This window comes from Arcobacter denitrificans (SeqCode) (genome assembly GCF_048571185.1).
GTDB classification, from domain to species: domain Bacteria; phylum Campylobacterota; class Campylobacteria; order Campylobacterales; family Arcobacteraceae; genus Arcobacter; species Arcobacter denitrificans.
On record NZ_CP182350.1, the window covers coordinates 1,819,148 to 1,832,816 of the forward strand.

General features: G+C 23.4%; 11 protein-coding genes and 1 pseudogene. 7 read left to right on the forward strand and 5 right to left on the reverse strand.

What is annotated here, in order from left to right; translation table 11 throughout:
- Positions 1–166: 166 nt before the first annotated feature.
- A complete protein-coding gene (locus ACNI28_RS09195; RefSeq protein ID WP_419763960.1) occupies positions 167–1,111 on the forward strand; it encodes a hypothetical protein in 945 nt (314 codons plus the stop codon).
- Between the two features lie 430 nt (positions 1,112–1,541).
- Complete coding sequence (locus tag ACNI28_RS09200; protein WP_419763961.1) at positions 1,542–2,114, forward strand: hypothetical protein; 573 nt, start codon at positions 1,542–1,544, stop codon at positions 2,112–2,114.
- Between the two features lie 434 nt (positions 2,115–2,548).
- Here ACNI28_RS09200 and ACNI28_RS09205 read toward each other — a convergent pair.
- Positions 2,549–2,692: pseudogene (locus ACNI28_RS09205) on the reverse strand (DNA methyltransferase); the annotation flags it as partial.
- A 606-nt stretch (positions 2,693–3,298) separates the two neighbouring features.
- Between ACNI28_RS09205 and ACNI28_RS09210 the strand changes: the two are divergent.
- The 5 genes from ACNI28_RS09210 (at position 3,299) to ACNI28_RS09230 (ending at position 9,805) form a co-directional block, all read left to right on the forward strand.
- The gene (locus ACNI28_RS09210; RefSeq protein ID WP_419763962.1) at positions 3,299–4,525 is read left to right on the forward strand and encodes a hypothetical protein; all 1,227 of its coding nucleotides are present in this window, start codon (positions 3,299–3,301) and stop codon (positions 4,523–4,525) included.
- A gap of 76 nt (positions 4,526–4,601) precedes the next feature.
- Positions 4,602–5,906, forward strand: a complete 1,305-nt coding sequence (locus ACNI28_RS09215; RefSeq protein ID WP_419763963.1) for a hypothetical protein — start codon at positions 4,602–4,604, stop codon at positions 5,904–5,906.
- Positions 5,907–5,928: 22 nt separating this feature from the next.
- Complete coding sequence (locus ACNI28_RS09220) at positions 5,929–8,283, forward strand: YecA family protein (protein WP_419763964.1); 2,355 nt, start codon at positions 5,929–5,931, stop codon at positions 8,281–8,283.
- A 68-nt stretch (positions 8,284–8,351) separates the two neighbouring features.
- Positions 8,352–8,594: a hypothetical protein gene (locus tag ACNI28_RS09225; RefSeq protein WP_419763965.1), complete on the forward strand. Its 243-nt coding sequence runs from the start codon at positions 8,352–8,354 to the stop codon at positions 8,592–8,594.
- Positions 8,594–9,805 carry a hypothetical protein gene (locus ACNI28_RS09230; RefSeq protein WP_419763966.1) on the forward strand — a complete coding sequence of 404 codons (1,212 nt, stop codon included), beginning with the start codon at positions 8,594–8,596 and terminating at the stop codon, positions 9,803–9,805. Before ACNI28_RS09225 ends, ACNI28_RS09230 begins: the two co-directional genes overlap by 1 nt.
- 1,060 nt (positions 9,806–10,865) lie before the next feature.
- Here ACNI28_RS09230 and ACNI28_RS09235 read toward each other — a convergent pair.
- The 4 genes from ACNI28_RS09235 to ACNI28_RS09250 all read right to left on the reverse strand — a co-directional run bounded on the left by ACNI28_RS09235 (position 10,866) and on the right by ACNI28_RS09250 (position 13,653).
- The gene (locus tag ACNI28_RS09235) at positions 10,866–11,006 is read right to left on the reverse strand and encodes a hypothetical protein (RefSeq protein WP_419763967.1); all 141 of its coding nucleotides are present in this window, start codon (positions 11,004–11,006) and stop codon (positions 10,866–10,868) included.
- Positions 11,007–11,422: 416 nt separating this feature from the next.
- Entirely contained in the window at positions 11,423–11,548 is a 126-nt protein-coding gene (locus tag ACNI28_RS09240; RefSeq protein ID WP_419763968.1) for a hypothetical protein, read from the reverse strand.
- Positions 11,549–11,649: 101 nt separating this feature from the next.
- Complete coding sequence (locus ACNI28_RS09245) at positions 11,650–12,411, reverse strand: hypothetical protein (protein WP_419763969.1); 762 nt, start codon at positions 12,409–12,411, stop codon at positions 11,650–11,652.
- Between the two features lie 132 nt (positions 12,412–12,543).
- Complete coding sequence (locus tag ACNI28_RS09250) at positions 12,544–13,653, reverse strand: tyrosine-type recombinase/integrase (RefSeq protein WP_419763970.1); 1,110 nt, start codon at positions 13,651–13,653, stop codon at positions 12,544–12,546.
- Between the last annotated feature and the right edge of the window lie 16 nt (positions 13,654–13,669).

Here is a 13,669-nt window from a genome sequence, read left to right on the forward strand (position 1 = left end):
AAAACAGAATTCTATAAAATCAAGCCATACAATATATTAAATCATTAGTATTTTATACTAAATTTGTATTTATATATTGCATGGTTCCTAGCTACCATTTTGCAATATCATAATATCAAATACTGAGAGATTTTATTGTATGGCTTCAAAAAACAAGGAGCTTATAATGAGAATAGGAAGAGGAATTAAAAACAGAAAAAGTTTTTATACAAAAAGGCTAAAAAAATATGTTGAATATTTACAAAGTTTCAATAATGAAGAAATAAATATTATTATTAGTGAAATCAATAATGATGATAACCTTTTTAGTGATAAGCTTATTAGAGGTTTTAATGCAGAGTGGTCTCATTTTAATAAGGAGATAACGGAACACTTAAATTATATGCTTTCAAGGTTTTCAAAAAAAGAACCTTTATATCAAAAACTTTTGAGAATAGGAACAATAATTTTAGAAGATGATTCTATTTCTAATAAGAAATTTTTGAAATATCTTTATAAAAATGAAATTGCTTTAGTTTTAGGAAGAAAACTAAATGATTTCCATGAAGCATATTATCAAGATGCTTTAGAAAGAGAATCTATTCGAGACTTAATGCAATTATATAAGTTTAAATACTTAAATAATAAACTTAGAGTAAATAAGGTTGCTGTGTCTGTATATGAAATTTTAAAGAATAAAAAAGATACTAAAAAGGAGCTACTAGAGGAATGGTCGTTTAATGCTATTCCAAATTTAGAAAAATTGGGTTATCTTAAGTCCTTAAAATTAAATGTATCGGAGCGGGAATATATTAGATTGTTAAAAATGTATGCTAAATTGGACTATATTACAAAGGTTAAGTATTATATTTTTAAAGAATTGTATGAAAAAGGTATTTTAGTAGAGGATTTAGAACTCAGAAAAATAGCTTTTTCAGAAAATATTACTAATAAGGGAAGAGGTAGTAAATATTTTTATTTACTATTCAATATGGCAAAACAAGAGAATGATATTGATACTATTAAATGGATGTATTATCAATATTCATTTCAATATTTTGCAAAAAGTAGAGATTCAAGCATTGGTAGAAAAGATGTTGCTGAATTTTTAAATTTACCTTTATATGCATAAAAAAATAGCTTAGGGAAATCCTAAGCTATTTTTCTATTTCTTTTTTGAGGTATGGGATTACTAAGGGGTAGGAGTTTATCTCCTCGCCCTTAGTCAAGTTTCGCAAAAAGTCAACGATAGTTACTCTTTTGCAAACTTGCTATAATATAAACCATACATCAATATCCATTTACAAAAGTCTATAAAAGTGGACTATTGTTTTCCCTCTATTTTCTACAATTTTCAATTATAGTTTACTATAAAATAAACTATTTTTAATGTTTATTCATATAAAATTCTGTTTAAGGATATCAGAACTCCCTCCGTTCTCGTCATTATTGATTTGGATAAACTGATTATACAGAAAGAGTTTCCTTTCGGATTTTAGCTCTTATTGCTAATGAGAACAAGTAATTGTTAATTGAGTTACTAATTATTCAAAGGAGAAATTATGAATAATAGAATACTACCAAGTCTTGATGAATTTAAATATCAAGCAAAAGAACTTAAAAAATCAGAAAATTATGAAAGATTAGGTCATGCACAAAATGCTTTAGCACAAAAATATGGTTTTATTTCATATCAGGCAATTCTTCCAAACTTAAAAGCAATTGTAGAAAATAATAATGACTTAGTTAAGGGATTAGAATTACCAAGCTTTGCTGGAATAAAATCTCCCAAACTAGGTTCACAATTTGCTTCTTTTATTTCTTTTTGTTTTGGGCATAAGCCAACTCCAAATAAAAATAATAAGCAGTTTGAATACACTATAGATTTAACAAAAATAACTAAAAATGAAGATGCACAAAACTTTTTTTATACACTTGTATTAAAAACTTCAGAAATAAATACTATGTTGCAAGTTTCTTTTTTTGCAGAGATATATAATGACTATGGAAACTTATATTTAAAAACACCATTTGAAATAACATATCCTTTTGGTAAAAAAAGAGAATTATTAAAAGGTGTTTTTGATGAAGATGTCATAACTTTGATACTTTCTATAAAAGCTAAAAATAAATAAAAGGGCTATTCAGCCCTTTTAAATTTTTCTACTTTAGATTGTCTTGCTTTAATAGTTTTAATAAAATTATTCTCTTTTTCAATAGAGATACAATGTCTTCATTTTTTAAATGAAGCTATTCCAGTTGTTCCACCTCATGCAAAACTATCTAATACTAGCTCTCATTCATTTGTAAAAACTTCAACTAATCCACCTATTAGAAATTCAGGTTTTTCAGTTGGATGATTTGATTGTTTATTTTTACCTATTTCATAGTTTAAAACATTTTTCATTTTTGATTGTCATAAAAAATTGAAAGTTTTAGGTTTATTAAAATTTCATCAATCATTTACTAACCATACTCCAACTTCATGACAACTTCTAAAGCCATTTTTTCTATAGTGAACTTGTGGATTTGTTTTGTTAAAGATTATAGGGTTTCTAAAAGTAAATAATCATCTTCTTTGTAGTTCATAAGCTATCCATCCTGAATAATGATAAGAAAAAAATAAAACCATACTTGCATTTGGTTTTAATATTCTTTTATACTCTTTACATACATTAAATACAAACTCGATATATTCATCTGATGAGTTCCACTTATCCCATTCTCAAAAGTCTGCTTTTACAATCTTTTTTCATTTTATTGTTAGTCCTCATTTTCAAGATATATTATAAGGAAAATCGGAGCATATAAAATCTATAGAGTTATCTTTTAATTTTTTCATAACTTCAAGACAATCTCATTGAACAATTTTGTGTATAGTATTTTTCATATATAGAAAATTACAAATATAAAATAGCAGGACGATTAATCCCGCCTTTAATCAACAATGCGAGTAATAGCTGTCAAATGTAATATTTTGCTACATTTGATATTTATTTATGCAAAATATGATTTTTGAAAAAATTGGATATTGTGATTGCTGATAGTTCTAATTTGATGATTTTTTGAAGTAAAATATTTTCAAAAAACATTTTATAGCTATTAGTTTTTAAGAGGTGGTTTTTGATTTGAGTAACTAAAATTTAGACAATAAAAACCCACCCTTAAAATTGCTTATTGTACGATTGAAAAGGTGGTTGATTGACTAAACGATGATATTTCTATCGGGTAGAGAAGGAGATATATTGCAAATTGTAATGTTTTTTTAGTTTATTTAATAATTTTGATAAAATTTTAAGAAATTAGAAAAGGGGAAAATATGAGGGAAGAAAAAATTGAATTAGCAGATAAAAATAAAGTTCAAAAATATATTGGTTTTGTTAGGGAGTATTTTTCATTAATAATAATTTCATTATTAGCTATTTTGTTAATGTTTGATTATTTTATTTTTACAGATGTATTACACTTAAATCAAGCATATTTTTTCAATAATCTGTTAAGTATTATTGCTCAAGAACAACCAATACTCTTGATATTTGTTATTCTACCTATTTTATTTATTGTTTTAATATTTGGTCTTTTATATAAAATCCAATTTGATTTCTTAAATCATTTTTTTGAAGATAGTTATCCTATTGCCTATAAAATATTTAATTCTAAAAATATAATTTACAAAATATTTATAGTTATTTTTAGCATTATATTTATTATATATGGTGATATATTAGTATTTTTCACAATAGAATTTTTACATAGTTTATTAGAAGATACAGATTTTAAAATGACAACTTTGGCATTTCTTTTTACTCTATATTTATTATATGTAATTTATAATGTGCTAGTTTTATTTTTAATTTCTTTAATATCTTCAAGATTAATTATCAAATTTAAAACTCATAATGTTATTTCTTTCTTTTTAGGTTTTTTAGTTGGATTGAAACTAGTAGCTTATCCCTTGCTTCAATTTGTTCCTTATTTAAAAGATTTAGAATTGAAAAGTTTTCTTATTTTTATTTTATTAAATTTTGCTTTTTTTCTTCCTACTGCAATAATAGTAATAGCAAAAAAGTTTAATAAAAATTTTAATTCATCAAAAAAAGAAAGCAACCTAAATAACTATATTGGAAAATTTATTTTTTTAATTATCCTATTAATAGGAATAAATATATTTTTCTTTAATTTAAATAAACTACATGAAGAACCATATACGAAAAAAGAATTTTGGAAAAAAATACCTATTAATAGTTTAAGTCAAGGCAATTTTTCTTTATTATTAAGTCCTCTAAAAATAGTCAGTGATAATGAAATGATAATTGATTTGAATAAAATTAAAGAAGATATAATAAAAAAATTTGCTTTAAAAGAGAAAGCATTTGAAAATATTTTTGTAAAAGATATAAAATATTTTTATATACCATATCAAAATTACAGAATTATATTTATTCAAGATAAAAATGATACTACTACGATATTAACAGCTTATGCTTTTTTTGAAAAAGACACTTTAGTTAAAATATTAGATGTTGGTTTTATTAAATTAAAATAAAGTAGATTGGTTAAATTTTGTAATCTTGTAAATACAAGTAAAATTTTAAATAGTATTATTTTTTTAAAGGTTAAATATGTTTTCAATAATAATAGATATTTTCAACACTAGAGAAATTGCTATTGCAATACTTTTCTTTTCTCTTATCGTTTTTTCTTTATATAAAAATAGTGAAGATATTATTGAATCATTTAAAGGTGTATTAAAAGCTTTTTTTAGTAAAAAAATTATAACTCCAATTTTAATAATGTTCCTTTACTCTCTTTTATTAATTTATATTTTAAATACTTTTAGTTTATGGGAAAATCATCAAATTAAAAATTATATATACTGGTTAATAGGTGTTGGTGTTATTACTCATTTTAAACAAAATTCCTTTAGCATAAAGTCAGTGTTAAAAGACACTTTATCCTTAATTGTAATTTTCCAATTTATACTTACTTTTTACACATTTAACTTATTTTTTGAATTAATATTTATATCAATTGTTTCTTTTCTATCAATGGCGAAAGTTGTTATTGATAAAGATAAAGAAGATACAAAAGCATTAAATACTTTTATTGATATTTTACTTTCTATATTTGGTTTTATATTAATTTTTCTTACAGCTAAAGAGTATTTGAATAATTTTAATGAGTTTGTAAATTCAAAAACACTTTATGATTTTTTTGTACCTACTTTTTTGTCTATAATGACTATTCCATATTTTTATTTATTTTTTACGATTGTTACATATGAAAGTAGTTTTGTATCTTTAAATTATGCTGTAAAAGATAAAAAGTTATTACGATATGCTAAGCTAAAAGGGATATTCGCTTTCAATTTTGATAGTAAAAGTTTTCAAAAATGGTCTCATAATTTATTTTCATATGATATTAGTAAAGATTCAATAAAAAAATCTATTCAAGATATAAAAAAACTAAATAAATTGGAAAAAGATATTTATGAAGTTGATATAAAAAAAGGTTGGCATCCTTTTATAGCAAATTCATTTTTAATAGATAGTAATATAGAAATTAAAGATTATCGCAGGTCATATTCTGATATGTGGAGTGGTACATCAAACTATCTAAGAATATCAGAAGAATTTAGCCATATTTTTTATAAAATAGAAGGAAAACTAGAATATGTAAATAAACTAGAAGTACAATTATTCTTTTATAAAAAAGATAAACTTAAAATTGAAAAATCATATAATCAGTTTGTTAATATATGCAATGATTTATCCATTAAATCACTTAAAAACAAATTACCTGATGAAGTATTAAATTCACTTGTTGGAGATAATGATTTAACCAAAGAATATTATAATAAAAAGTTTGTAGTTAGCCATCAAAGTTTTGAAACAGGTGCTTATCAAGTAATATTTACAATACATTAAAATTTAAATAAAGGTAGTAATTATGATTTATAAAATGCCAAAGGTAAAAGATCCTTTTAAAGAACAAATTGAAAAAGTAAAAAAAGAAATTAAGAAACAAAATTTACCAACAGAAAATATTGAAGAACAACAAGAAAGGTTTAAAAAACTTGAACAAGAGCATTTACCTAAATTAGAAAATGATATTGTAAAGTTAATAGAGAATATTAAACAAGACCTTTTAAGTTGTAATCCACAACAAACATTAGATTATTTTTCTCTTATTTATAGTATCACTACTTCTGATAAAGTGATTGAAAATGCTGGTAATTTAAATAATAGTTATTTAGACTATCTATTAAGTATTATGACATCATTAAATATAGAAGACTATAATTTAGATAATGAATCTAGTGAAGAAATTCTATCAAAAATACAATCTACTATAGAAGAACTTCATCAGCAGTTAATTTATTATTTTATGATTACTTCTACAGATAAAGATAAGATACCTGATGATATGAGATTTTTGCAAGCTTTAAGTTATTTAACTATTAAGGGTGACTCGTATCCAAAACATAAAATTTTATTATGTAGAGAGCTGTTTTCAAAATATGATGAATTATTATTAAAGAATTTTAAGATTGATTCAAAACAACTTATTGATGAACTAGTAAAAATTGCTAATACTCCATTATCAAATATGGAGATTCAAAAGAAATATATCTTAGAAATGAAAAAAGCACATACAGAGTTTGTCAAAAAAAGTGAATTAGCAGAAAAAGAAGGAAAGTTAAAGGAGTTTTTTGATGATTATAAAAAATCGGAAGAAATAAAAAAAACTCATGAAAATTTACAACAAATAGAAAAAGATACTAAAGTTTCATTTCATGGTTCCATTTTTAAGATACATGATACACTACTTTCAAATGAAATATTAGAACAATTAAGTCTTACTCTTGGAAGTAATAATCTATTTCAGAATGGAAAAATTGAATATTTTCCAATGAATGAATCTCTAATTTATAAAAAGCCTTTAGTAAAAATCAATGAAGATTATTTTTGTTTTAATTCTCCTACGATGAATTATAACTTAGATTCAATAATTGAGAACCTTATTCTAAATCTAATAGCTCCTAATAAACAAAGTAAGCAATATTATAGTAAAAAAGGTGATTATTTAGAAGATATGTCTTTAGAATTATTTCAATCTATTTTACCTAACGCTCAAATATATAAAGGTTTAAAATATAATGTTGATGATGAAGTTGATGGAATAGTTATTTATGATAATAATATATTTATTATAGAAGCAAAAAGCAATAATCTTACTATTGGGGCTAAAAAAGGTAATACTGATAAAATAAAAAGAAATACTCAAGATATTGTTGAAAAAGCATATCAACAAGCAATAAGAGCAAAAAGCTATATCGAATCAAATGATTTTTCTGATTTTAGAGATAAGAATAAAAAAACAATACTTACAATAGATAAATCAAAAATAAATAATATCTATATGATTAATACAACATTAGAACCTTTAATGCATATAACAGCTAATTTAAATTCATTAAAAAGGTTTGGTTTTGTACAAGGGAAAGATTGGATTTGGTCAGTATATCTCAATGATTTAAGAATTATATCTGAGATTATAAGTTCTCCATCTGAGTTTTTATTGTATTTAGAAAGAAGAATTAAGTTTAATGACTATCCACAAATCAAAACAATGGAAGAATTAGATATTTTTGGACATTTTTTACATAATGGTATGTATTATGATGATATTGATTTTCCAGAGCAACACTATATGATGGTTACAGATGGTTTTAGTCAACCTATTGATGAATATTATTTATCAATGGATGGAAGTTTAGATAAAGAGATACAAAAGCCAAGCTTTTTGAATAAATGTAAAACAAAAAAGATAATAGAAAAAATTGAAACTACTAATAAAGAAAACTCTTCTATTTTGGCAAAACTTTTAATGAGCTACGATGAACAACATCAATTAGAAATTGAAAAACAGGTTAGTAATATTATAAATAAAAAAAGAAAAAACTTTTCAATGTCTTTAAATAGTGAGAATAAGGGTTTTACTTTTATACATGATAGTTATGAAAACAAAAAAGATATGGAATTTTATTGTAAAGTAATGTCTTATGAGTATAAAATTAATAATTGGTTTTTAATTTTTGTAGATGGGCTTATACTTGATAATTTAAAATTAGATTTTAAATATTTTTATTTTGATAATGAATATGATGAGCTTTTAGAAAAAGAAGTTTGTGAATTAAAAGAAAGACGCTTACTACAGACTGCAACAATTGTTAAAAAAGTAGGTAGAAATGATTCTTGTCCTTGTGGAAGTGGTAAGAAATATAAGAAATGTTGTATGTAAATAAGTGTTTATTATGTTATATTTTGAATAACTTTTGTAAAATTATAAATTATGTTTAAAGGAAGTAAATGCTGAAAAATGAAATAATTGCAAAACTTATTCAGAAAAATTATAAGTTTATATATAAACCAACAAAAGATGAAGTTAAAGAAATACTTTCTAAAATAGATAACTCAACTACAGAAGAAGAATTTGAACAAATCATTTTTGATACTATCTCTAACACAAATTGTTATTTAAATGAATCGATTGATATGAATGATACTATAAGTATTTTAGAACAAATACAAAAAATTTTAGATGCAAAATAATGGATAAAGAAAGATTTGATGTTATACAGAATAATTATTTAAATGCGAAAAAAGTTTTTGATGATAATTTAAAAAAACTTTTATCTGAACAACCAACCTTTTTATCAACTACTATTAATGAAGTAGTTTCTAGTGCTTCAAGTTTTTATACAAAATTTGAAGCATTTTTAACCAATATTTCATCTGAATATCAAGATTTATCTAAAACTCAAATTAACGATGTTTTAACAAGTATAGAAAATATATTAGAAGCTTCAATAAAATATTGGAATATAATAGGAAGCCTTTCTGAAAAAGTATTGGGAAGTAAAATTAAACCTCAAAAAAACTTTTTAAAAACTGCTCAATCTATCCTAAGAACATATAATAAAGATAAAGCACTAAGTATTAAAAATGAATTTGTAAAAAATAATATACCAATTGAAGGTTTTGAATCAAAGGAGAAATATAAATTGAATAATATAAAAATTGAGTGGACTTCATTAATAATTGGCATTATATTTTTAATTATATCAGCTATTATAATTTTTTTAGATTCTATAAATACTGGTATGCAGTATTGGTTAATTAGGATTTTTACAAGTTTAGGAGTTGCGTTATTAATTACTGGAATATTTAAAAAATCTATACAAGCAAAAATTAATATTCCAGGAGTTGTGATTACTGCAACTGGTGGTTTTGCAGTATTTTTTATATTATATTTTTTCAATCCTGCAAAAGAACCTGAGTATAAAAAATCAGAAACCCCAAATAATACAATACAAAATTCTAATAATAGTATATTACAAACAGGAAATAATAATACAATTATTGTTAATACAAATCAAAAATCTGAATTTATAAAACCTTTTTTAATTGAAAAAGAATTAAATTTACCACTATTGATTTTTTTTGCTGAAATGAATACTGGTTCTGGTAATGATTTACAAAAACTTAGTTACAATCCTAAATATTTAAGTCTTGATTTTATTAACTCAATTAATTTTTATCAAGAAATTTCAAATAAAGATACTATAAAACAATTAATAGAGTTGAAAAATATTTTAGAAAATATAAATACAAAAATAGAAAATTTAAATAATGCACAAAAAGCAATGTTAACTGGAGACTTAACAAGTTTACAATCAGCAATTACTGATTTTCCTTTGGTCGTTATAGATAGTTCACTAAGAGCTATATATTTGTATAATGAAATTAGTAAGTCTTTTTAAAAGTGGTTTATTTCAATAAATTGTTCAAATTCTTTTTGATAAACTCCACCATTAAGCAATTTGAACTTTTTCATAGCGAAAAAGCCTGATAAATAAGGGAAAAAGTAGGTGTTCATACCTGCTTTTTTTCGTTTATAGGGATTCAGTTTGGAAAGATGTTCTTTATTAGAGCTTTTTTATTTTCTAAACTTCCATTTTTCCGCAAGCTTAAGCAATCTCTCATAAGTGTTATTTTTCTTTTAAAGGGTGTTCAAACATGAATAACCCTTTTTTCTAAATTTGTTAAAATTTCTTGCTTTGCATTATTTAAATTTTCAATTTGTTTTTCATAATTTGTAATTAAAACTTCACTGCTTGTATTTCAAATTCTCTCTATAAAATTACTGATTTTTACATCAAGCTCTTTTATCTCTTTTTCTAAAACTGCTTTGTACTCTTTATTTTCTTTATCTCTATATTCTATAACTTCATTAACAACTTTTTCAAAGATGTTAATTAAATCATTGTTTGGCTGTATAGATTTTAAGTATTCTTCAAAATATTTATGAAATTTATCTCTATTTATAGCTTTTCAATGTAAAGAAGACTTTCTAGGATATGTATAATATGGAAACTTTTCTCTTTTTCATTTTGACCAAGCTCAACTAATCATTTGATTTGATTCTTCACAATATAAAAATCATCTAAGAGGGAAATCTTCAGTTAAATCAACTCTATTTAGATTTGACTCTATTTGCTGTTTTACTTTTCCTATAGGAACATTTAACTTCTTTTGTATCTTATTGTATGTATTGAGTGAAATAATCGCTTTATGCTTCGCTTTTACTCTTTGTATATTCCACTTTGGGAATTCTAAGTATCAAGTATATAGAATATTTCTTAAGATTCTTGATACTAAATTTGTATTATAAACTTTATCGTTTTTTATAGTTCAAACTTTGATTCATCTTTTATTTAAATATCTTGCAATATCGTTAATAGTTCACAATTCGTCATTAGCAAACTTTTCTAAAGCACTTTTAACTATTTTGTACTTTGATTCATCAAGTATAATTTCTTTTCAACCTTTGCTGTTTGTTGTAAATTTATAACCAATAGGAACTTTAAAACACCAATAACCTTGCTCTAATCTTGCTCTCATTCTATCATTAACTCTTTGCTTATTTTTATCTTTTTCATATTGAGCCATTGAAACACTCATGTTTTCTCTAAATGTTCATTCAGGGGATTCTTCAAATTGAAAGTTTGGGGAAGCTAATACAACTCATCTTTTTTTGAATTCTGATTTTAGCAAACTATGTACTTGTACATCTCTTGATAATCTGTTTAAATCTTCAAATATAATTGTATAGTTTGAATCTTTATTTTCATCAATATAGTTAAAAAGACTTATAATACTCTTTCTTTCAAAAACTCATCAACTTACTCATTCTTCATTAAAAACTCTTTCTACCTCTATTCAAAGTGTGTTATTGGCATAGTCTCTACATCTTTTTTCTTGTGATGATAAACCATTTCACTCTTTAACTTGTTTTGCAGAAGAAACTCTACAATAGATTAATCATTTTAATTTCATAAGCATAATTTTTAGAGTATAAAATTTTCTAGGGAAGAGAGTTATTTACTCTCTTCTTCAATATCTAAATATATATTTGCTAAATCAATTAGCAAAAGTACAACCTCTTTTTTTTGCTCTTGTTTATAAGAAGAGGGTACGATAGATATTAGTTTGTTTATATTCATGTATTAGTAACATTAAAAGATAATATTTTTTAGTCAAGCTAATTAACTAATTTTTTCCATATGGAAAATAAGCATTGAAAAAATTCATTTCTTTTTATTTCTTAACTATATTTTAATCTAATAATTTTATGTTTAGGGTCTATATTATTAATTGCTTGATTTAGATTAAAATCTATATGTATTAATATTAATTCTATATCTTCAATAATTTCATATCTTCTTTTTCTTGTTTTATGAAAAGGTTTGTGATGGGCATTGTCATTTCTAGCTTTTCTGATTTCATCAAAAAGTCTTTTAAATTTTGTTTTTCCTATTTGATTAAATATAATTCCATCAATTGTTTTTGTTTGAAATAAGTGAGATAAATCACTCCAAAAATCTGTATATATTGATTGAAGTTGTCCCAACATAATATAATCAAAAATTTCAAAACTATCAAGATTGTTTATATTTTCTCCATCTTGAGATATTTTCTTCTTTGCCTCATTAAGAGGTCTTTGAATTTTTATAGGAGTTAATGTATTGTTGTGAAGCCAGTCATCATTTCCATTTGAGCTATATTTAAGTGATAATTCAACAGCAGCTTTAGAACGAATAGCTGTTTCAAAAAGATTAAATAGTAAAAACATTACTTGATGTTCTCTAAGGTGTTTATTATACAAGTTAATTAAAAAGTCAAAATTTGAAGTAATATTTTTTTTAGGATTATTCTTTTTTATATTTTCAAACTCTTTTAAAGCAACCTTTAAATATGCTTGATTTACAACAGTTACTAACTTTTTAAATTTATAATACTCTTTATCATGTATAGATATTTTTAATTTTTTACATATATCATCTAAACTTTTTTCTTGTATATTCAATATAAAATTCCTTAAATAAGTTTTAATCTTTAAACTTTATTTTATTTTATATATTATATAATTCGTTCACTTAGGCTTTCCAACGGACAAGCATAGTTCGGTACTGATAATCAGCCGAAAGCCAAGTCTTCTTTATTTATATAATCTTCTAACTTCATTTAATCCTGAATCTGGTGCAAGATGTGCATATCTCATAGTCATTTCAATACTAGAGTGATTCATTAGAGTTTTTATAGTTAAAATTGGTGTTCCATTTATTGCTAAATGAGAAGCGAAAGTATGTCTTAAAGTATGTAAAACAACTCTATTTTTTCTATCATCTTTTTTTAAATCCTTGTTAAATAATTTATTAAGTATAGGTCTCATTATTTCTTCTATAAAATATCTTTCTACTTGAATTATAGAATCATTAGCTTTAATCTCTTTCATTCTATTTTCTAATACTGATAAAAGTTCATCATCAGATATAAAGCCATTATATGTAGAAGTATTTTTAAAATCTTTTAAAACGATTTTATTAGCACTTAGTTTTATATCTTTCTTTTTTATATTCATTATTGTTCCAACTCTGCCACCAGTAGATAAACTAAGTTTTACAAATAACCATACGTCAAAAGACTCTTTTTTAACTTCCTTTAATAGTTCAAAAATCTCTTCTAATTCTAAATATCGTTCTCTTTTATTATCAAGTTTTAATCCATCAATTGAAGAGGTAGGTATTTGTCCTTTATATAAACCTTTCTTTTGAGCGTGTTTATAAATTGTTGCAATCATAAATATTAGATGATTTACTGTTCTTGGAGCAAATTTTTCTTTATATTTATTTTGTAAATTTTGAATTAAATCAGAATCTATATTTTCAGGTAAGTAATAACCTATATGTTCTTTAATATGATTTGTATATCTCGCTTTTTCTTTTTCGGATTCTTTTGTTGTATGAGCTTTATCCTCAAAATATTTTTCTGCAAAATCATCAAAAGTTAATTGTGACTTTTGTCTTGCTAGATGAGGTAAGTCTTCACCTAGTTTAATTTTTGTTGTTATCTCATTTAATTTTGTTTTACAATAAGCTTCTCTAATTCCATTTGAAAATTTACCAATTGTTTTAAGTCTTTCTTTTTTATTCTCATCAACATATCTTATTAAAAATACTTTATCTATGACTTTATTGTTTTCTGATATAATTTCTTTATAAAAGACACCTGCTGTTTTAGTTGGGATTCTTTTTGGTAAGGTTTTCATGTAATAATCCTTTGTT

Coding starts and splice junctions, on each gene's coding strand:
- ACNI28_RS09220 (WP_419763964.1), top strand. CDS start 5,929: ATGATTTATAAAATGCCAAAGGTAAAAGATCCTTTTAAAGAACAAATT.
- ACNI28_RS09215 (WP_419763963.1), top strand. CDS start 4,602: ATGTTTTCAATAATAATAGATATTTTCAACACTAGAGAAATTGCTATT.
- ACNI28_RS09240 (WP_419763968.1), bottom strand. CDS start 11,548: ATGAATATAAACAAACTAATATCTATCGTACCCTCTTCTTATAAACAA.
- ACNI28_RS09210 (WP_419763962.1), top strand. CDS start 3,299: ATGAGGGAAGAAAAAATTGAATTAGCAGATAAAAATAAAGTTCAAAAA.
- ACNI28_RS09195 (WP_419763960.1), top strand. CDS start 167: ATGAGAATAGGAAGAGGAATTAAAAACAGAAAAAGTTTTTATACAAAA.
- ACNI28_RS09230 (WP_419763966.1), top strand. CDS start 8,594: ATGGATAAAGAAAGATTTGATGTTATACAGAATAATTATTTAAATGCG.
- ACNI28_RS09200 (WP_419763961.1), top strand. CDS start 1,542: ATGAATAATAGAATACTACCAAGTCTTGATGAATTTAAATATCAAGCA.
- ACNI28_RS09235 (WP_419763967.1), bottom strand. CDS start 11,006: ATGAGTGTTTCAATGGCTCAATATGAAAAAGATAAAAATAAGCAAAGA.
- ACNI28_RS09250 (WP_419763970.1), bottom strand. CDS start 13,653: ATGAAAACCTTACCAAAAAGAATCCCAACTAAAACAGCAGGTGTCTTT.
- ACNI28_RS09225 (WP_419763965.1), top strand. CDS start 8,352: ATGCTGAAAAATGAAATAATTGCAAAACTTATTCAGAAAAATTATAAG.